The organism is Roseovarius sp. D22-M7 (assembly GCF_037083785.1).
Classification (GTDB): Bacteria; Pseudomonadota; Alphaproteobacteria; order Rhodobacterales; family Rhodobacteraceae; genus Roseovarius.
Genome location: NZ_JBAPKY010000003.1, coordinates 74,191 through 91,925, shown reverse-complemented (window position 1 = coordinate 91,925; position 17,735 = coordinate 74,191). Strand labels below are relative to the sequence as shown.

The 17,735-nt window shown below is 67.8% G+C and carries 19 protein-coding genes; 12 read left to right on the top strand and 7 right to left on the bottom strand.

Annotated elements, in window-relative coordinates:
• Positions 1-10: 10 nt before the first annotated feature.
• The 5 genes from V8324_RS02445 to V8324_RS02425 all read right to left on the bottom strand — a co-directional run bounded on the left by V8324_RS02445 (position 11) and on the right by V8324_RS02425 (position 5,331).
• Complete coding sequence (locus V8324_RS02445; protein WP_336418322.1) at positions 11-328, bottom strand: hypothetical protein; 318 nt, start codon at positions 326-328, stop codon at positions 11-13.
• A 132-nt stretch (positions 329-460) separates the two neighbouring features.
• Positions 461-1,006 carry an RSP_2648 family PIN domain-containing protein gene (locus V8324_RS02440; protein WP_336418321.1) on the bottom strand — a complete coding sequence of 182 codons (546 nt, stop codon included), beginning with the start codon at positions 1,004-1,006 and terminating at the stop codon, positions 461-463.
• On the bottom strand, positions 1,003-2,199 hold the full coding sequence (locus V8324_RS02435) for an RSP_2647 family RNA methyltransferase (RefSeq protein ID WP_336418320.1): 1,197 nt from the start codon (positions 2,197-2,199) through the stop codon (positions 1,003-1,005). Before V8324_RS02435 ends, V8324_RS02440 begins: the two co-directional genes overlap by 4 nt.
• 61 nt (positions 2,200-2,260) lie before the next feature.
• Complete coding sequence (locus V8324_RS02430; protein WP_336418319.1) at positions 2,261-2,533, bottom strand: hypothetical protein; 273 nt, start codon at positions 2,531-2,533, stop codon at positions 2,261-2,263.
• A 5-nt stretch (positions 2,534-2,538) separates the two neighbouring features.
• Entirely contained in the window at positions 2,539-5,331 is a 2,793-nt protein-coding gene (locus tag V8324_RS02425) for a bifunctional [glutamine synthetase] adenylyltransferase/[glutamine synthetase]-adenylyl-L-tyrosine phosphorylase (protein WP_336418318.1), read from the bottom strand.
• Between the two features lie 80 nt (positions 5,332-5,411).
• Here V8324_RS02425 and V8324_RS02420 point away from each other — a divergent pair, with 80 nt between their 5' ends.
• The 3 genes from V8324_RS02420 to V8324_RS02410 all read left to right on the top strand — a co-directional run bounded on the left by V8324_RS02420 (position 5,412) and on the right by V8324_RS02410 (position 7,323).
• A complete protein-coding gene (locus V8324_RS02420; RefSeq protein WP_336418317.1) occupies positions 5,412-5,879 on the top strand; it encodes a YbaK/EbsC family protein in 468 nt (155 codons plus the stop codon).
• Positions 5,880-5,947: 68 nt separating this feature from the next.
• On the top strand, positions 5,948-6,397 hold the full coding sequence (locus V8324_RS02415) for an RDD family protein (protein ID WP_336418316.1): 450 nt from the start codon (positions 5,948-5,950) through the stop codon (positions 6,395-6,397).
• Between the two features lie 98 nt (positions 6,398-6,495).
• Positions 6,496-7,323: an arginyltransferase gene (locus V8324_RS02410; RefSeq protein WP_336418315.1), complete on the top strand. Its 828-nt coding sequence runs from the start codon at positions 6,496-6,498 to the stop codon at positions 7,321-7,323.
• Between the two features lie 6 nt (positions 7,324-7,329).
• Here the strand turns inward: V8324_RS02410 and V8324_RS02405 are convergent, their stop codons facing one another.
• On the bottom strand, positions 7,330-8,142 hold the full coding sequence (locus V8324_RS02405; RefSeq protein ID WP_336418314.1) for a protein-disulfide reductase DsbD domain-containing protein: 813 nt from the start codon (positions 8,140-8,142) through the stop codon (positions 7,330-7,332).
• 129 nt (positions 8,143-8,271) lie between these two features.
• On the opposite strand from V8324_RS02405, the gene V8324_RS02400 reads away from it, so the two are divergent.
• Together V8324_RS02400 and V8324_RS02395 are read left to right on the top strand one after the other, a co-directional pair.
• Positions 8,272-8,859 (top strand): YqgE/AlgH family protein, encoded by a 588-nt coding sequence (locus tag V8324_RS02400; RefSeq protein ID WP_336418313.1) that lies wholly within the window; start codon positions 8,272-8,274, stop codon positions 8,857-8,859.
• Between the two features lie 117 nt (positions 8,860-8,976).
• Positions 8,977-10,713, top strand: coding sequence for a pentapeptide repeat-containing protein (locus V8324_RS02395; protein ID WP_336418312.1), 1,737 nt, complete (start codon positions 8,977-8,979; stop codon positions 10,711-10,713).
• Between the two features lie 183 nt (positions 10,714-10,896).
• Here V8324_RS02395 and V8324_RS02390 read toward each other — a convergent pair whose 3' ends face one another.
• Positions 10,897-11,067, bottom strand: coding sequence for a hypothetical protein (locus V8324_RS02390; RefSeq protein ID WP_336418311.1), 171 nt, complete (start codon positions 11,065-11,067; stop codon positions 10,897-10,899).
• A gap of 244 nt (positions 11,068-11,311) precedes the next feature.
• On the opposite strand from V8324_RS02390, the gene V8324_RS02385 reads away from it, so the two are divergent.
• The 7 genes from V8324_RS02385 (at position 11,312) to V8324_RS02355 (ending at position 17,677) form a co-directional block, all read left to right on the top strand.
• The gene (locus V8324_RS02385) at positions 11,312-12,313 is read left to right on the top strand and encodes a DctP family TRAP transporter solute-binding subunit (RefSeq protein ID WP_336418310.1); all 1,002 of its coding nucleotides are present in this window, start codon (positions 11,312-11,314) and stop codon (positions 12,311-12,313) included.
• Positions 12,314-12,427: 114 nt separating this feature from the next.
• On the top strand, positions 12,428-13,099 hold the full coding sequence (locus tag V8324_RS02380; RefSeq protein WP_336418309.1) for a TRAP transporter small permease: 672 nt from the start codon (positions 12,428-12,430) through the stop codon (positions 13,097-13,099).
• Complete coding sequence (locus tag V8324_RS02375) at positions 13,099-14,475, top strand: TRAP transporter large permease (RefSeq protein WP_336418308.1); 1,377 nt, start codon at positions 13,099-13,101, stop codon at positions 14,473-14,475. The genes V8324_RS02380 and V8324_RS02375 overlap by 1 nt, the downstream gene beginning before the upstream one ends.
• 120 nt (positions 14,476-14,595) lie before the next feature.
• Positions 14,596-15,099: a flavin reductase family protein gene (locus V8324_RS02370; RefSeq protein ID WP_336418307.1), complete on the top strand. Its 504-nt coding sequence runs from the start codon at positions 14,596-14,598 to the stop codon at positions 15,097-15,099.
• 105 nt (positions 15,100-15,204) lie between these two features.
• Entirely contained in the window at positions 15,205-16,077 is an 873-nt protein-coding gene (locus V8324_RS02365; protein WP_336418306.1) for a TIGR01459 family HAD-type hydrolase, read from the top strand.
• A 138-nt stretch (positions 16,078-16,215) separates the two neighbouring features.
• Positions 16,216-16,659, top strand: a complete 444-nt coding sequence (locus tag V8324_RS02360) for a MaoC family dehydratase (protein ID WP_336418305.1) — start codon at positions 16,216-16,218, stop codon at positions 16,657-16,659.
• Between the two features lie 43 nt (positions 16,660-16,702).
• Positions 16,703-17,677 (top strand): glycosyltransferase family 2 protein, encoded by a 975-nt coding sequence (locus tag V8324_RS02355; protein ID WP_336418304.1) that lies wholly within the window; start codon positions 16,703-16,705, stop codon positions 17,675-17,677.
• Positions 17,678-17,735: the final 58 nt, after the last annotated feature.

Here is a 17,735-nt window from a genome sequence, read left to right as displayed (position 1 = left end):
CGGCGCGGGCTCAGCGCAGCACGCCGAGCCCGTCGAGCGTTCTGAGAATACCGTCCACAACCCGATCCTCGCGCACACGATCACGGCGCCCGCGCCCCGACGGCCCGGACCCATAAGACCCCCTGCCGGACACCCCCGAACCGCGCCGTCTCTCGTACCGGTAGCCGCGCCCGGAGATGCCAGAGCCGCGCGATCCGCGTGACGCGCCAGAGGCATGGGCGGCGCCGAGATGCGTCATCGCCGGTGCGACATAGGCCATCCCGCTGGCAAGCCCGAGACGCGCGAGGAGCCGGCGCCGTGTCATGGTCGAACTGGTTTCTTCTTTCATCGACATCCTCCGGGTGTTGCCTCGACCCTTACCCAAGCATGTTGAGATGTTAACACGCGAACAGGCCTACGCAACAGGCGCAAGGCCCGCGCCCGTCCGGATTGGCAGTGTCCCGCCGAGGGTATGGCGGTGTCACGCCTGGTCGAGCGCCTTGGCCAGACGCGGCAACCGCGCCTTCTTTAGCAGTGGCCGCATCTCCCAGTCGTGTTCGGACAGTTCCCGCGCCTTTTGCAAGACTGTGTCGGCGACGCGGGCCACCAGATCGGGTTGTGCCTGCCAGATACCGTGCAGGAACCCATCGGGATCGGCGCGCCACAGCCCTTCCTCGGCCAGAACGCCACGCGGAAAGTCGCGCGCGTTGAGGGTCAGGATACCGTCGGCGGACCCCGCGATCGCCGCCGCCACAACATGCCGGTCCGCCGCGTCGGGCAGCCACAGCCGCGCCTCGAGCGAGGGCGGATAGGCCGTGCAGGCCCCGGGCCATCGCGCCGCCATCAGCGCGGCCTCGCCGCGCGCTTGCGCCTGCGCGTCGGGCCCGATCTTCACCACCGCACGCAGCCATTCGGCGATGATCCGGTCCGACCAGAGCGGGGTGAAGACCCCGGACCCGGCAACCCCGAGGATCATCTCGCGCATTACCGTCGGATAGATCACGCAGGTATCCAGAAGAACCTTCATAGCCGGTAGAACAGCGCCTTGAGATAACCGCTTTCGGCGAGGTTGGGATGCAGCGGGTGATCGGGGCCGGCAAAGCCCGTGTGGATCAGCTGCCCGCTGCGCCCCGTGCGCCCGATGCCGCGCGTGCAGGCGGTGCGGAAGCGGGCAAGATCCACCGCGTGCGAGCACGAGCACAGCGCCAGGTAGCCCCCCGGTGCGACGAGGCCCGCGGCCAGCCGGGCGACGCGTTCATAGGCGCGCAACCCCTTCTCCAGCGCCGGTCTCGTTGGCGCGAAGGCGGGCGGATCGCAGATCACCAGATCGAAGGTCGCGCCCTCCGCCGCAAGCGCCTCCATTACCTCGAAGGCGTCGCCGCGGCGTGTCTCGAGGCGGCTGACTACGCCCGTCCGGGCCGCCCCGTCGCGGGCAAGCTCCAATGCCGGGGCAGAACTGTCGACCGCCAAGGCATGTTGCGCGCCCGCGGCCAAGGCCGCCAGCGAGAAGCCACCGACATGGGCGAACACATCCAGCACGCGCGCGTCCCGCGCCAGTCTTGCGGCGAAGGCGTGGTTGGGGCGTTGATCGAAGTAGAGCCCGGTCTTCTGCCCGCCCGTCAGATCGGCGAGATACGTGGCGCCGTTCATCGGCACGGGCACGGGCGCGTCGGGGGCGGTACCGGCCAGCACCGCGTTTTCGCCGTCCAGCCCTTCGAGGCTGCGCGCGCGGCCGCCGGCGTTCTTCAGCACCGTCGTCACGCCCGTCACCTCGCATAGGGTGCGGGTCATCTCGGGCAACAACGCCTCGGCCCAGGCGGCGTTCGGCTGGATCACCGCGATCTCGTCGAAACGGTCGATCACCACGCCGGGCAGGCCGTCGGCTTCGGCATGGACAAGCCGGCAGAACGGCGCGTCGTAAAGCCGGGCACGCAACGCGTGGGCGCGCCTGATGCGCACCGACAGCCAGGCCGCGTCAATCCGCGCGCCGGGGTCGCGGTCGAGCATGCGCGCCATGATCTTCGAGGTAGGATTGACGGCGACGAGCCCGAGCGGCGCGCGTTCGGCATCTTCCAGAACGGCAATGGTGCCTGGGGCGAGTGCCTTGGTCCGGCGGTCTGTGACGATCTCGTTGTCGAAGACCCACGGCGCGCCATGGCGGATGGCGCGGTCCTGCACCTTGGGGCGCAGACGGATCACGGGATATGCGGGCTGTGTCATGCCGCCCCATTACGCGCTTTGCCATGACCGGGAAAGCGCCAAGTTGCGCCGCTGTCAGGTATCAGGTACCGCGCGGGCGCGACCGCCAGCCGCCCCGGCGGCGCGGATGCTCGGCCCGGGTCAGACCCTCGCGCAGCACGGCGGTCATCGGGTGATCGGGATGCGCCACGCCGTAGCGGGCGAGAAGCTGTGCGATGCCGTCTTCGGTGTCGGCGTCATCGGGCCGCGACAGCGCCCAGTCGAGAAAGATCGAGCGGCACTCGCCCGGCCCGATCCCCTCGATGCGGTAGGCCTCGCGGATCAGGCCCTTGGGGTCCAGCGGATCGCGCGCCAATGACGTCACCGCGCGGGTGCGCCGCGCGCGAGACAGGCGTCGATCACTTGCGCCGCCTCGGCACAGATCTCGTCAAGCCGGGTCTGCAACATCTCGAGGCTTTCCTCCTTCGTTTCACGCAACAGGAAGGCCGCGCCACCCTCGCCGATCTTCCCCGGCGCGAGCGGCTTGTCGGAAATCAGCCGCGCCACCATCTGCACCTTCCAGCAAAGCGCATAAGCGGCGTTCAGCGCTGCGCTGTCGGCGTCATCCAGCCAGCCGATTGCGACACCGGCCTCCAGACCGTCCGGCACGTCGCGCGTCGCGCGCCCCGCCAGCAGGTGCCCGGCCTGCGCGACGAGCTCGATCTCGAGCATCCGGCCGGGGCCCAGCTTGGCGTCCCACGGCCCGTCGGGCCGCTTGGCCTCGGCCAGCCGGGCGCGCATGTCCGACACCGCCGAGATGACCTTCGCGGGATCCGATGTCCCGGCGATCAGGTCGGCGCGAAAGCTTTCGACATCCTCGGCAAGCCCCTCGTGCCCGGCGATCGCGCGGGCGCGGGTCAGCGCCAGATGCTCCCATGTCCAGGCCTCGTCCTGCTGGTAGTTGCGGAAGGACGGCCAACTTGTGGCGACCGGCCCCTGGTTGCCCGAGGGGCGCAGCCGCATGTCCACCTCGTAAAGCCGCCCTTCGGCCATCGGTGCCGACAGCGCGGTGATCATCGCCTGCGTCAGCCGCGCGTAATAGGGCTGTGCGGCCAGCGGGCGGCGCCCGTCAGAGCCCTGCGAGCAGCCCGCGTCGTAGATCACGATCAGGTCGAGATCCGACCGCGCGTTAAGCCGCCCGACCCCGAGCGACCCCATGCCGAGCACCACCGCCCCACGCCCCGGCGGTTGCCCGTGCTTTTCGGAGAATTGCGCGACGACCCGCGGCCACAGCACGGTGATCACCGCCCCGGCGAGGTCGGCATATTGCGCGCCCGCCCGGTCGGCGTCGATCAGCCCGCGCAGGTGATGCACGCCGACGCGGAAATGCCATTCCCTGTGCCAGCGGCGGGCGGTGTCGAGGGCGCGCTCGTAATCGCTTTCGCGCGACAGCCTGTCCGAGAGCTCCGCCTCGAGCGCCGGGCGTCCGGGCCACTCGGCAAAGAAATCGCCGGCGATCACGGCATCGAACACGTCCGCGTTGCGCGCCAGGTATTGCGCCAGAACCGGCGCGGTGCCGACGATATCGACCAACAGGTCGATCAGCTGCGGATTGGCCTCGAAAAGCGAGAAGACCTGCACCCCGGCAGGCAGCCCGGCGAGAAAGCCGTCGAAGGCAAGCAGCGCCTCGTTCGGCTCGGCGGTGCGGGCCAGACGGTTCAGGATATCCGGCTTCAGGCGGTTGAAGATTTCGACCGCGCGACCCGAGCGCAGCGCGGGATAGCCGGGCCAGCGGGCGATCACATCTGCATCCAGCGTGTCGGGCACCGCCTGCGGGGCGCCGTCCTGCGTGCCGTCCTGGGCAAAGAACCCCTCGATCAGCTCGTGCACCGCGGTCAGGCGGTCGGTGAGATCGGCGCGCAGATCCGCCGCGTCGCGGCCCATGAAGGCGGCGAGGCGAGCGAATTCGTCTCTGGACGTGGGCAGGTCGTGGGTCTGCGTGTCGCGCAGCATCTGCACTCGATGCTCGACCTCGCGGTGAAAGCGGTAGTGCCGCGTCAGCGTGTCGGCGGCGTCGTGCGGCACCCAGCCCTTTTGCGCCAGCCGTTCCAGCCCTGCCACCGTGCCGCGCACCCGCAGGTCGGCGTCGCGCCCGCCGGCGATCAGTTGCCGGGTCTGGGTGAAGAACTCGATCTCGCGGATGCCGCCGCGGCCGAGCTTCATGTCGTGCCCTTCAATGCACAGCCGCCCGCCCAGACCCTTGTGCGCGCGGATCGCCAGCCGCATGTTGTGCGCGTCGTCGATTGCCGCGAAATCCAGATGCTTGCGCCAGACGAACGGCCGCAGCGTCTCGAGGAACCGCGCGCCCGCGTCGAGATCGCCCGCGCAGGGCCGCGCCTTGATCCATGCGGCGCGTTCCCAGGTGCGCCCCAAGCTTTCGTAATAGGTTTCCGCCGCCGCCATCGCCATGCAGACCGGGGTGACGCCGGAATCCGGGCGCAGCCGCAGATCGGTGCGAAAGACGTAGCCTTCGGCGGTGCGGTCGTTGAGCATCCCGGCCATCTTGCGCGTCGCCCGCACGAGGCTGGCGCGCGCCTCGTGGAAATCGTCGCGGGCATAGCGCGTCTCGTCGAAAAGGCAGATGAGGTCGATGTCGGAGCTGTAATTGAGCTCGTATGCGCCCATCTTGCCCATGGCGAAGACAACCATCCCGGCACCGGTGGCCAAATCGTCCTCTGTCATGCCCGGCAGCTTGCCCCGCCGGATCTCGGCGCCGAGCGCGGCCCGCAGCGCCAGGTCGCAGGCGCGGTCGGCGAATTGGGTCAGGCGCGAGGTCGCCTCTTCAAGCGACCAGACCCCGGCGAGATCGGCCAGCCCGATCAGCAGGGCGACCCGGCGCTTGGCTGCGCGCAACGCGTCGGAGAGACGGTCGGGCGGCACCTCTGCAAGATCGGCGAGAAGCGTCTCGAAGGCTTGCTCGGGCGCATCGAACGCAGCCTCGAGCCAGTCGGCCTCTTGCGGGATCAGCGATTTCAGGAACGGGCTGCAGCCCCCCGCCCCGGCCAGCAGGTCCGAGAGCGGACCGGCAAGGTCCGGCAGGGCCGCACGCGCCTCGTCCCCGTCCTCGGGGTCGTAGGGGCGCGGCACGCGGGTGATGCGATCAGCGAAATTCATGAGACAGAGTGATACAAGCCGCAACGGGCTGGTCAATGCCCCGTCGCCTTGGAATACTGCCACGAAACGGGAGGGGATCCATGAGCAAGAGCGTGCGCCGCGTGACCCTGGCGTTGCAGGAGGCCGGGCTGGACATCGCGCCGGTCGAGATCGGCGATGCGACGACCGCGGCGATGGCGGCGGCGCTGATCGGGTGCGACGTGGCCCAGATCGCCAAATCGGTCATGCTGCGCGGCGAGATCAGCGGCGAGGCCGTGCTTTTCGTCACCTCCGGCGCAGCGCGGGTCGATGACGCGCGGGCCATGGCTGTCGCGGGCGAGGCGCTTGGCAAGGCGGACGCCGCCCTCATCCGCGCGCAGACCGGCTTTGCCATAGGCGGGGTGGCCCCGGTCGGGCACCTGACCCGCCCACGCGCGTTCTTCGATGCCCATCTGCTGGAGTTCGCGCAGGTCTGGGCCGCGGCGGGCACGCCACGCCACCTTTTCGGGATATCGCCGCAGGCTCTGGTGACGCTCAGCGGGGCCGAGGTGTCCGAGTTCACCGCGTGACGCCTTGCAATTCTCGCCCCGCGTTGCAACCTTGAGCCCATTCGAAACCGCAACGGACATGACCGCGCATGAGCGACGTCACATGGCACCTGCCCGATCCGGACCTGCAGCCGGAATTCTACGCCGACGTCGCGGCCAAGCGCCTTGTGGCGTTCATCGTGGACACGCTGGTGATCCTGGTCATCAGCCTGCTCGTCGTGCCGTTCACCGCGTTCACGGGGCTGTTCTTCTTTCCCGTGCTGATGGCGGTGGTGGGCTTCGCCTACCGCGTGGTGACCATCGCGCGGGGCTCGGCCACCTGGGGGATGGGCCTGATGGCGATCGAGTTTCGGGCCGCCGACGGCCAGCGGTTCGACCTTACGCTCGCCTTCGCGCACACGCTGGGGCTGACCGTGTCCTTCGCGCTGCCGGTGCTGCAGGTGATCTCGATCGTGCTGATGCTGACCCAGCCGCGCGGTCAAGGCCTGTCAGACCTGGTGCTGGGCAGCGTCGCGATCAACCGGCGGGCGGCGATGTGACGGGCCGCGACATGACAGGCCGGTGACAACCCTCTTGGCGACCGCACCCTTGGTTGTTACGTTACCCGAAAGACAAGAAGACGGTTCCGGACAAACGCATGCGACACACGCTTCCCATTGCGCCGCAATTCTACGTGACGGCCCCGCAACCCTGCCCCTATCTGCCGGGCCGGATGGAGCGCAAGCTGTTCACGGCGCTGCAGGGCAGCGATGCGCAAAGCCTCAATGACGGGCTGTCGAAACAGGGCTTTCGCCGCTCGCAGAACGTGCTCTACCGGCCGTCCTGCGCGGATTGCGCCGCCTGCCTGTCGGCGCGGATCGACGTGGGTGCCTTCGCCCCCTCGAAAAGCCAGAAGCGCACCTTGAAGCGCAACGCGCATCTGCGCCGCCGCGCCACGTCGCCTTGGGCCACCGAGGACCAGTACAACCTCTTTCGCCGTTACCTTGAAAGCCGTCACGCCGCCGGCGGCATGGCCGACATGGACACGTTCGAATTCGCCGCGATGGTCGAAGAGACGCCGATCCGCACGCGGGTGGTGGAATACAGCGATGCCGAGACCGGCGACCTCGTGGCGGTTTGCCTGACCGACATCCTCGATGACGGGGTCAGCATGGTGTACTCCTTCTTCGAACCGGACCGCCCGAAGGCCTCGCTTGGCACCTATATCATCCTCGATCATGTCGAGATCGCGCGTGAGAACGCGCTGCCTTACGTGTATCTCGGCTACTGGGTGCCCGGCAGCCCCAAGATGGGCTACAAGGCCGCGCTTTCGGGGCTGGAGGTCTATGCCGACGGCAAATGGCAGAAGATGCGCGACCCGGAGGATTTCAAGGCGCAGGCGCATCCGCTGGTCAATGACCCGATCTCGGAACAGGTGGCCAATATCGCCCTGCCCGACGGGACGCCAAGGCGGCGCAACCGCTGAACCGCGTCACCCCCCGGGGCAGCCCTCGATCTCGACCGCGTCGCCGGTGCTGAGCACCGTGAGGCGCAGACCCGAGCGGTCGATCATGAAGCCCTGCCTTTCGACATGATGCACCTCGGTCACGGCGCGCAGGCGGTCGCCATGCCTCGTGGTGTCGGACTGCGAGACCCAGAGATCCTCGGTGTCGGTCTCGACCACGACCCATTCGCGCGCGCCCATCGGTTTCATGTCGATCTCGGCCACCAGCCGCAGCCCACCGCCCTCGAGCGGAGTCATCGTGCAGGCAACACGGCCCACGCCGGCCTCTTGCGCGGTATAGGGCCTCGCGGCGAGCGCCGCGGCGATCCGCGGGTCGCGCTCGTCGCCGCCCGGCGGCAACTGCGCGGCTACCGTCATATCGACCGGCACGCAGATATCCTTGCAGATCCCGATCTCGATCCGCGCCTCCAGCGACACTGCGCGGTCGGCCCGGCGGGGCGTCAGGCGCAGCGGGAGCACGAGATCGCGCTCGTAGCCGATGGTGCGCATGCCGCTTGTCACGGTCTGTTGCGGCGTCGGCCAGACGATGTCCACCGCGTCGAGGTTGCCCGATCCGCGCCAGTCGATCCGCGGCGGGATGCCGGCATCGCCGGGGGCGCGCCAATAGGTCTTCCATCCTTCCGCAAGGCTGAACTGCAGCGCCGCCATGTGGGTGCCGTCGGCGTCCTGCCAGCCCGGCAGGATGCGCACGGTGACCATGTCGGCGGGCGAGCGCGCGGCAAGCGGCGGGGCAAGCGCCACAAGCAGGGCGAGGAAGGCGGCAATGGTCCGGATCATCATCCCCGTCTCATGCCGGATGCGCGGGCAAATGCCAACTCACATTCGGGCGAGCGGGCTTTCGCCACGAAATCCGGGCGCGGCGCGCACAGCCGGCTTGCACAGACGGCCCCCTGCCGCCATGCTGAGACCATGACCGATCATGACACCGACGACCCCCAAGAGCTGGATCTGACAGGAAAACTCCTGATCGCCCTGCCGGGCATGGGCGATCCGCGCTTCACCAATGCGCTCGTATTCATCTGTGCACACTCGCCCGAGGGCGGGATGGGGCTGATCATCAACAAGCCGACGGACGAGTTGCGGCTGCGGGATCTGCTGGATCAGTTGTCGATCGAGGCTGGAAATGACATGCGCAACCTGCCGGTGCATTTTGGCGGGCCGGTCGAGCATGGGCGCGGGTTCGTGCTGCATGACGCGGGCTACACCTCGGCGATCTCGACGCTGGAGATCGGCGAGGCCTTCGCGATGACCGCCACGCTGGATATCCTCGAGGACCTGGCCGAGGGGCGCGGACCGGCCAGCGCCTTGATCGCATTGGGATATGCGGGCTGGGGCCCGGGTCAGCTGGAGGCCGAACTGGCCCAGAACGGCTGGCTGACCTGCGACGCGGATGCCGATCTGGTGTTCAAAACCAAGGATGCCCGCAAGTGGGAAACCGCGCTCGACCGGCTGGGCGTGTCGGCGCTGATGCTGTCCTCGGATGGCGGCCGCGCCTGAGCGCTCGCGTACAGGGTGTACGTTGCGGACGCGCGAAACGTACGCAAATCGTCGCCGGTTGTGCCGTGGGCCACGAGGGCGGCTGACCGGGGCTGAATCGAGCGGGGCAAAAGCGGCATGCGCGACGACGACAAGACCGATCTGCCCGGCTGGCTGGGCCTGCGCAAAATCCCGGATCTGACCAAGGCCCGATGGCTGGGACCGCTTTTGATGATCGGTTCGGGACTGATCGTCGGCGGGCTGTTCCTGCTGGCGCTTCTCACGGCGTTTATCCTCCTATCCTCTGCCGCCTTCGGGTCACTGCTCGATGACCCTCGAAGCGCGCTTGGGGTTGGCGGCGTGACCGTCGCGCTGATCGGCGCGCCCTTCGTGATCTGGCGCTCGGTCGTGGCGCAGAAGACCGTGAACGTCACCGAACAGGGCCACATCACCGACCGGATCAACACGGCGGTCGAGGGGCTGGGGGCCGAGAAAACCGTAAGTCGCATTGGACGCATAGTCAAAGTCAAGGCACCCGACGGACACGTCCGGCAGGAAATCAAGTGGGCCGGCGGCAAGTTGAAAGAGGTCGAGGGCGACAAGATTGACGCGGAAGGAGATTGGCAGGTTTTTAATGAGACCTTGCCCAATCTCGAAGTGCGGATCGGGGCGATCTACGCGCTGGAGCGGATCGCGCAGGACAGCGACCGCGACCATGTGCAGATCATGGAGATCCTCTGCGCCTATATCCGCCAGAACGCCCCGGCCCCCGAGACCGACGACTGGCCGGTGCTTGAGATGAAAGAGGGCGAATACGACGGGCCGCTAAAGGCGGACTGGGAAGAACGTCTCGAAGCGTTCCGCGAAAAGCAGGTGTCGGCCAAAGCGGCACTCAGGGTGCGCGAGGATATCCAGGTGGCGCTGACGGTGATCGGGCGGCGTAGCGCGCGACAGCGGCGACTGGAGGCCGGGCGCGGGAAAGAGGCTGACTTTTCCTTTGACGCGCCCTTCCCCGAGTATGACGGGCCGGAGGAGCGGCTTAGTCCGGACGCGTTGGACGCCTACCTCGAAAAGCTGGCGGCATGGAAAAGCGACCTTGAGGATTACGAGGGGTACCGGCTCGATCTGCGCGGGACCGATCTGCGCGGCGCGGATCTTGCCGAACGCGAACTGCAAGGCGCGAAGCTGAACGGCACATATCTTCAAGGGGCGGACCTCGTGGGGGCAAGGTTGCAGGGGGCGGTCCTCTGGCAGGCGCGGTTGCGGGGATCACGCCTTAGGCAGGCGCGGTTGCAGGGGGCGGACCTCATGCGGGCCGGGTTGGAGGGCGTGTTTCTTTGGAATGCGCAGTTGCAGGGGGCGAAGCTCTGGGAAGCGCGGTTGCAGGGGGCAAACCTCGGGGAGGCACGGTTGCAGGGGGCGAATTTCGCGGCTGCGCGGTTACAGGGGGTACGCCTACTGGAGGCGCGGTTGCAGGGGGCGAAGCTCTGGGCGGCGCGGTTGCAGGGGGCGAACCTCAGGGCGGCGCGGTTGCAGGGGGCCGGCCTAGCGGAGGCACGGTTGCAGGGGGCGTTCCTCGGGGAGGCGCGGTTTGACGCGCATACATCCCTGACTGCGGCACCTCTTCGAGGTGCCGCAGTCAGGGATGTGGATTTTACGACCATACCACAAATCGCAGACCATTTGCAGGGCATTTTCGGCGATGCCAGTGTCACCCTGCCCGACGGGCATGGGCCGGGGCATGAAAGTTGGCCCGCGCATTGGCCGAGTGTCAAATTGAACCCACGGGATTTCGTCACTCAATGGCAGGCATGGCTAAAGGATCTGGAAACAGAGGATCCGCCCGATCCGCCCCAACCCGAACATCCCGCGTGAAAGGCGGTCCATAGCGCGTCCGCGTGCCCTCGCCTGCCCCCGCCCGATACGCCGGTCTCGGGTCCGAGTCCGCCCGCGCCGTGGCGGACGCGATTTGGGCTTGAGCGGGAAGTCGGGGATATCGTGATGAGCCGCGCATCGACGGGCCGGGGTGCGGCGAACCGGCGTGAACTTGGCAGTGCTTTATGGCAGCCACGTCAGGAAAAGATCCGAGCGTTGCGCAGGTTGCAGCCAAATCGCCGTGCCGGGGGGCGGCGTCATGCCGGAGGCATGCTTCCAGCATGACGATGCGCGGCGGCCTGCGGCCTTGAGTCCGCGCAGGGCTTCGGTGTCGACCGGCAGATCAAGGTCCATTCGTGTCCGCCGCGGCCGAAGGTTGGCATAGGCTGATGCGCGCCAGCAGGCACCGCCCGGACGCCGGCAGGTTGCAGCCCGCGTGCGGTCATGCCGCGCCCCGACGCAAACCGCGTGCGGCTTGAACAATGAACGCGGGCGTGTCACGATCCCCTGCACAGCGACCCCGCGTCGCGACGGGCGCGGCGAGGGCTGACAAGAACAAGACAAAAGACCCTGTCAATGACTCTGGGAGGAGATCGACATGAAGATCCTGACAACCACCCTGTCGGCGCTGGCGCTGAGCGTCGGCTCGACCGCCGCGATGGCCGCCTGCGACGATGGCGAGACCGTCGTCAAGTTCAGCCATGTGACCAATACCGACAAGCACCCCAAGGGCATCGCGGCCTCGCTGCTGCAAGAGCGCGTCAATGCCGAGATGGACGGCACGATGTGCATGGAGGTGTATCCGAACTCGACCCTCTACAATGACGACAAGGTGATGGAGGCGATGCTGCAGGGCGATGTGCAGCTGGCCGCGCCCAGCCTGTCGAAATTCGAGACCTTCACCAAGAAGTACCGGCTGTTCGACCTGCCGTTCCTGTTCGAGAACATCGACGCCGTGGATGCGTTCCAGGCGTCCGAGACCGGGCAGGCGCTTCTGGACACGATGCAGCGGCGCGGGCTGCAGGGACTGGCCTACTGGCATAACGGCATGAAGCAGATGTCGGCCAACGTGCCGCTGCTGGAGCCGTCGGATGCCGAAGGCCTGAAGTTCCGCGTGCAGCCCTCGGAGGTGCTGGTGGCGCAGTTCGAGCAGATGGGCGCCAACCCGCAGAAGATGGCCTTTTCCGAGGTCTACGGCGCGTTGCAGCAGGGCGTCGTGGACGGCCAGGAAAACACCTGGTCCAACATCTACGGCAAGAAGTTCTTCGAGGTGCAGGACGGCATCACCGAGACCAATCACGGCATCATCGACTACATGCTGGTGACCAGCGTCGATTTCCTCGACAGCCTCGAGCCGGATGTGCGCGAGCAGTTCCTGACCATCGTCGACGAGGTGACCGAGACCCGCAACAGCAAGTCGGTCCAGGTCAATCAGGAGGCCAGGCAGGCGATCATCGATGCCGGCGGCACGGTGCGCGAACTGACGCCCGAGCAGCGCCAGACATGGGTCGACACGATGAAGCCCGTCTGGGAGCAGTTCGAGGGCGATGTCGGGGCCGAGAACCTCGAGGCGGCGGTCGCGGCGGAACCCGCATCGTGAACCGGTGACCTGACGGCCCGCCCCGTTGCCGCGGGGCGTGCCGCGCCGTTCGGACGGGCGCTTTGGTGCCCGTCCTTTTTGCCAGATCCGAAAGCAGCACGAGGAACCGGGACGATGCGGCACAGGACCGGGCTGATCGACCAGATCGAGGAGACGGTGATCGCCGTGCTTCTGGGGCTGATGACGCTGACCACCTTCGCCAACGTGGTGGCGCGCTACATCTTCAACTCCAACATCCTGTGGGCGCTGGAGCTGACGGTCTACATGTTCGGCTGGCTGGTGCTGCTGGGCGCGTCCTATGCCGTCAAGAAGAACGCGCACCTGGGTGTGGACGCGATCGTCGACCTGTTCTCGCGGCCCGTGCGGCGGGGCCTCGCTTTGGTCGCGATCGGCGCCTGCATCGTCTTCGCGCTGCTGCTGGTGAAGGGATCCTACGACTACTGGGCGCCGTTCGCCGATCTGCCCCCCACGACGGGCCGCTGGATCCCCACCGGCTTTGACGCGGGGGCCCGCAGCATGAGTTTCTACGAGGCGCAGGACATTCCCATGATCGACGCGTTCGGCTTTCTCGAAGGGCTGATCAATTACGGCGAATCCTACGAGAAGCTGCCCAAGGTGATCCCCTACGCGGTGCTGCCGATTGCCTCGCTGCTGCTGCTGCTGCGGTTCGTTCAGGCGGCGGTCGCCGTCTGGCGCGGCGACATCGACCGGATCGTCGCCAGCCACGAGATCGAGGACACGGCCGGGGCGGACCCGGTCGACGGCCATGACGGGGAAACGCGCTGATGGATGTGGTGCTGCTGTTTTCGATGGTGATCGGCCTGCTGCTGATCGGGGTGCCGATCGCGATCTCGCTGGGCCTCAGTTCGACGATCTTCCTGCTGGTCTATTCCGGCAGTTCGCTGGGGTCGGTCGCAGGCACGCTCTTCGAGGCGTTCGAGGGCCATTTCACACTGCTGGCGATCCCCTATTTCATCCTCGCCTCGGCCTTCATGACCACCGGCGGGGTGGCGCAGCGGATCATCCGGTTCTCGATCGCCTGCGTCGGGCACCTGCCGGGGGGCCTCGCCATCGCCGGGGTGTTTGCCTGCATGCTGTTCGCGGCGCTGTCGGGATCGTCGCCGGCCACGGTGGTCGCCATCGGCACGATCGTGATCGCCGGCATGCGGCAGGTCGGCTACACGCGCGACTTCGCCGCCGGGGTGATCTGCAATGCCGGCACGCTGGGGATCCTCATTCCGCCCTCGATCGTGATGGTGGTCTACGCGGCCTCGGTCGACGTGTCGGTGGGGCGGATGTTCCTTGCGGGCGTCATCCCGGGCCTGCTGGCCGGGCTGATGCTGATGACCACGATCTACGTGATCGCCAAGCTGCGCGACCTGCCCAAGGGCGACTGGCAGGGCTGGTGCGAGATCTGGGCGGCCGGGCGCGATGCCGCCTGGGGGCTGTTCCTGATCGTCATCATCCTCGGCGGCATCTATGGCGGCATCTTCACGCCGACAGAGGCGGCGGCCGTCGCGGCGGTCTACGCCTTCGTCATCGCCACCTTCGTCTACCGCGACATGGGGCCGCTGGCGACCACCGGCGCGGATGCCAACACGCCGCTCTGGCGCAAGCCGCAGGCGCTGATCACCGCCTTCGTGCATCCCGATACCCGCGACACGCTGCTCGAGGCGGGCAAGCTGACCGTCACCCTGCTTTTCGTGATCGCCAACGCGCTGCTGCTGAAACACGTGCTGACCGACGAGCAGATCCCGCAGGGCATCGCCAACACGCTGCTGGCGGCGGGGCTGGGGCCGGTTATGTTTCTCGTGATGGTCAACGTGATCCTGCTGATCGGCGGGCAGTTCATGGAACCCTCGGGCCTTCTGGTGATCGTGGCGCCGCTGGTCTTTCCCATCGCCATGGAGCTGGGGATCGATCCCATCCATCTCGGCATCATCATGGTGGTCAACATGGAGATCGGGATGATCACCCCGCCGGTAGGGCTCAACCTCTTCGTGACATCCGGCGTGGCGGGGATGCCGATGATGGCGGTGGTGCGCGCGGCGCTGCCCTTTCTCGCGGTGCTCTTCGTGTTCCTGATCATGATCACCTATATCCCGTGGATCTCGACGGTGCTGCCCAACACCTTCATGGGCCCCGAGATCATCCTCGACTGACGCGCGCCGGGCGCCGGCATTTGCCGTTTGAAAAGCGCCCGGCGCGGCGCTAGGTATCGCGCTCCGGCAGGGCGGCATCTGCGCACTCGCCCCGCCACCCGCCGCAGGAGGGCCCCCCGCGTGACCGACAAGACCCGACCCGTGGACCGCGAGGCGTTCCTCGCCGCGATGCGGCTGGTGGCCTCGACCGTCACGGTGGTCACCACCGACGGCGCGTCGGGCAAGGTCGGCGCGACGGTCAGCGCCTTCACCTCGCTGTCGGCCGACCCGCCCGCGGTGCTGGTCTGCCTGCGCTCGGACAGCCGGATCGCGCGCGCGGTGGCCGCCAATCGCGGCTTTTGCGTCAACGTGCTGCCCGAGGATGCCGCGGATGTCGCGCGCGCCTTTGCCGGCCCCTCGCCCGAGGATCCCGCCGACCGCTTCGCGGGGCTGGCGATCACTGACACCGCGCATGGCCCGATCCTGCCGCGCGCCACCGCCTTCACCTGCGCGCTGACCGAGGAGGTGATCCATGGCAGCCACGCGATCTGCATCGGCGCGGTGACCGCGATCAGCAATGCCGGGCGACGCCCGCTGGCCTATCTCAGCGGCGATTTCCACATCGTGCGCCCGCAGGGCGAGTGACCACGCGCGCATTTCATCTTTCCGAAAATACTCGAATCGCGTGGCTGGCCAAACCGTGCCCCGCCTGCCATATCGGCGCGCAGATCCCCCCACGGAGAGACGCCCATGACCCGCATCATCACCGCCCTCGACGATATTTCCGACGGCTATGACACGCTGTTCGTCGATCTCTGGGGCTGCGTGCATGACGGGGTCCGCGCCCTGCCCGACGCGGTCGCCGCACTCCGCGCCTACCGCGCGCGCGGCGGCGCGGTGGTGCTGGTCACCAACTCGCCCCGCGCCCGCCGCGGCATCGAGAAACAGCTGGCCGAGTTCGGCGTGCCCGGGGACGCCTGGGACAGCATCGCGACCTCCGGCGACAGCGCGCGCGCGGCGATGTTCCGCGGCGCGGTGGGGACAAGGGTCTGGTTCATGGGCCAGTCCTTCGACCACCGCTTCTTCGAGCCGCTGGAGGTGATCGAGGACCCGGTAGAGATCGCCTGCGTCCCGCTGGACGAGGCCGAGGGGATCGCCTGCGTCGGCCCGTTCGATCCGATGGCCGATCCCGAAACGCTGCGCCCGCAGCTTCTTCATGCCAAGCAGAAGGGGCTGAAGCTGCTTTGCGCCAACCCCGATATCGTCGTCGATCGCGGCGATGTCCGCGAGTGGTGCGCGGGGGCCGTGGCGCGGCTTTATACCGAGATGGGGGGGACAAGCCTTTATTTCGGCAAGCCGCACCCGCCGATCTACGATCTCGCGCGGCGCCGGCTGACGGCGCTGGGCCGCGACGCCGACACCTTCCGCACGCTGGCCATCGGCGACGGCGCGCAGACCGATATCGCGGGCGCGATGGGCGAGGATATCGATTCGCTCTTCATCAGCGGCGGACTGGCCGCCGACGAGACCAAGACCACCCAGCAGCCCGACGCGGACGCCCTGCGCGCCTATCTCGAACGGGAGGGCGTCGCGCCGACCTACAGCATCGGCCATCTGCGCTAAGCGACCGCCAGTCACCCCGGTGACAGAAATTCCTTGATCTTTCTGCATCCGCAAAGTAATAAAATTCCAATGCAGGCCAGAAAAGCGCCGCAATATTACCAGTCCAATTTTTTGGGCCAAGCCAGCCGGAGGGTGAAAATGTTGGATAACATGCCGCGCGGGACGATCTGCATCGAGGATATCGAGATGGGCATGACCCGTCACCTGCGCAAAGTGGTGACAGATCGCGACATAGAGATGTTCGCCGAGGTCTCGACCGACCACAACCCGGTGCATCTCGATGACGCCTACGCGCAGGACACGATCTTCGAGGGGCGGATCGCGCATGGCATGCTGACCGCCGGGCTGATTTCCGCGGTGATCGGCGAGCAGTTGCCGGGGCATGGCACGGTCTACATGGGCCAGACGCTGAAATTCCTCGGCCCCGTGCGGCCCGGCGACATGGTGCATGCCGAGGTCGAGGTCGTGGGCATCGATCACGGCAAGCGCCGCGTGCAGCTCGACTGCCGGTGCCTGGTGAACAATAAGAAGGTGCTGATCGGCGAGGCCACGGTGCTTGCGCCCTCGCGCAAGTTCGACTGACAGGCGGCTTGCGCGCGGGGCCGGCTGACCGCATCGTCGGCGCATGAGCCAGCCACCCACCTGGGGCCTCGTCGCCACGATCAAGGCGCCTACGCGCGAGACCCTCGATTTCGCCGCGCATCATCTCGATCTCGGCGCGCATCGCGTGTTCATCTATCTCGATTCGCCGGACCCGGCGGCGCAGGCGGCGTTGCGCGCGCATCCCAAGTGCCGCGTGATCCTCTGCGACGAGGCCTATTGGCGACGCCGGACGCGCCGCGGGCGGCCAGACCGGCACCAGCCGCGGCAAAGCCTCAACGCCACGCATTGCCTCGACCGGCGGCCGCAGGTCGACTGGCTGGCACATGTCGACGTGGACGAGTTCCTGTGGCCCGCCACGCCGCTGGGCGCGCAACTGGCCGACCTGCCCGCATCGGCAATGAGCGCGCGCGTGCGCCCGATCGAGGCGCTGGCGCCGGATTCGGGCGATCCGGCCCCCGCGGGCCCGCGGTGGTTCAAGTCCTGCGCGCTGGCGCAGTCCCGCCGCCGCGAGGAGACCGACGCGATCTATCCCGGTTTCGGGCCGCATCTGAATGGCGGGTTCCTGAGCCATGTCGCCGGCAAGGTGTTCGTGCGCACCGGGCTGGACGGGCTGAGCCTGCGCATCCACAACGCGCTGCGGCACGGCGTCAAGGACGACGCGCCCGCGCTTCTGCCCGGTACGTGGCTGTGCCACCTGCATGCCGAAAGCTGGGATCACTGGCAGGCGCGCTACCGCTTCCGGCTGCGGCGGGGATCCTACCGGCCGGGGCTGAAACCCGCGCCGCTGTCGCGGGACGCGCCGACGCTCCACGCGCTGTTGCAGCGGCTGGAGGCCGAGGGCGGCGAGGCCGCGCTGCGCCGGTTCTACACCGAGGTCTGCACGGCGACGCCGGACTTGCGCGCGCGGCTGGCCGCGCATGGCCGGCTGCATGCCGTCGACCTCGACCTCGGCGCCGGGCGCGCGCGGCATTTTCCCGGCCATGGCGCGAATCGTTAACGGCCACGGGCCGCATTGCATTGACCCCTCCCCATGCATCGTTTACACGTCCCGTCGC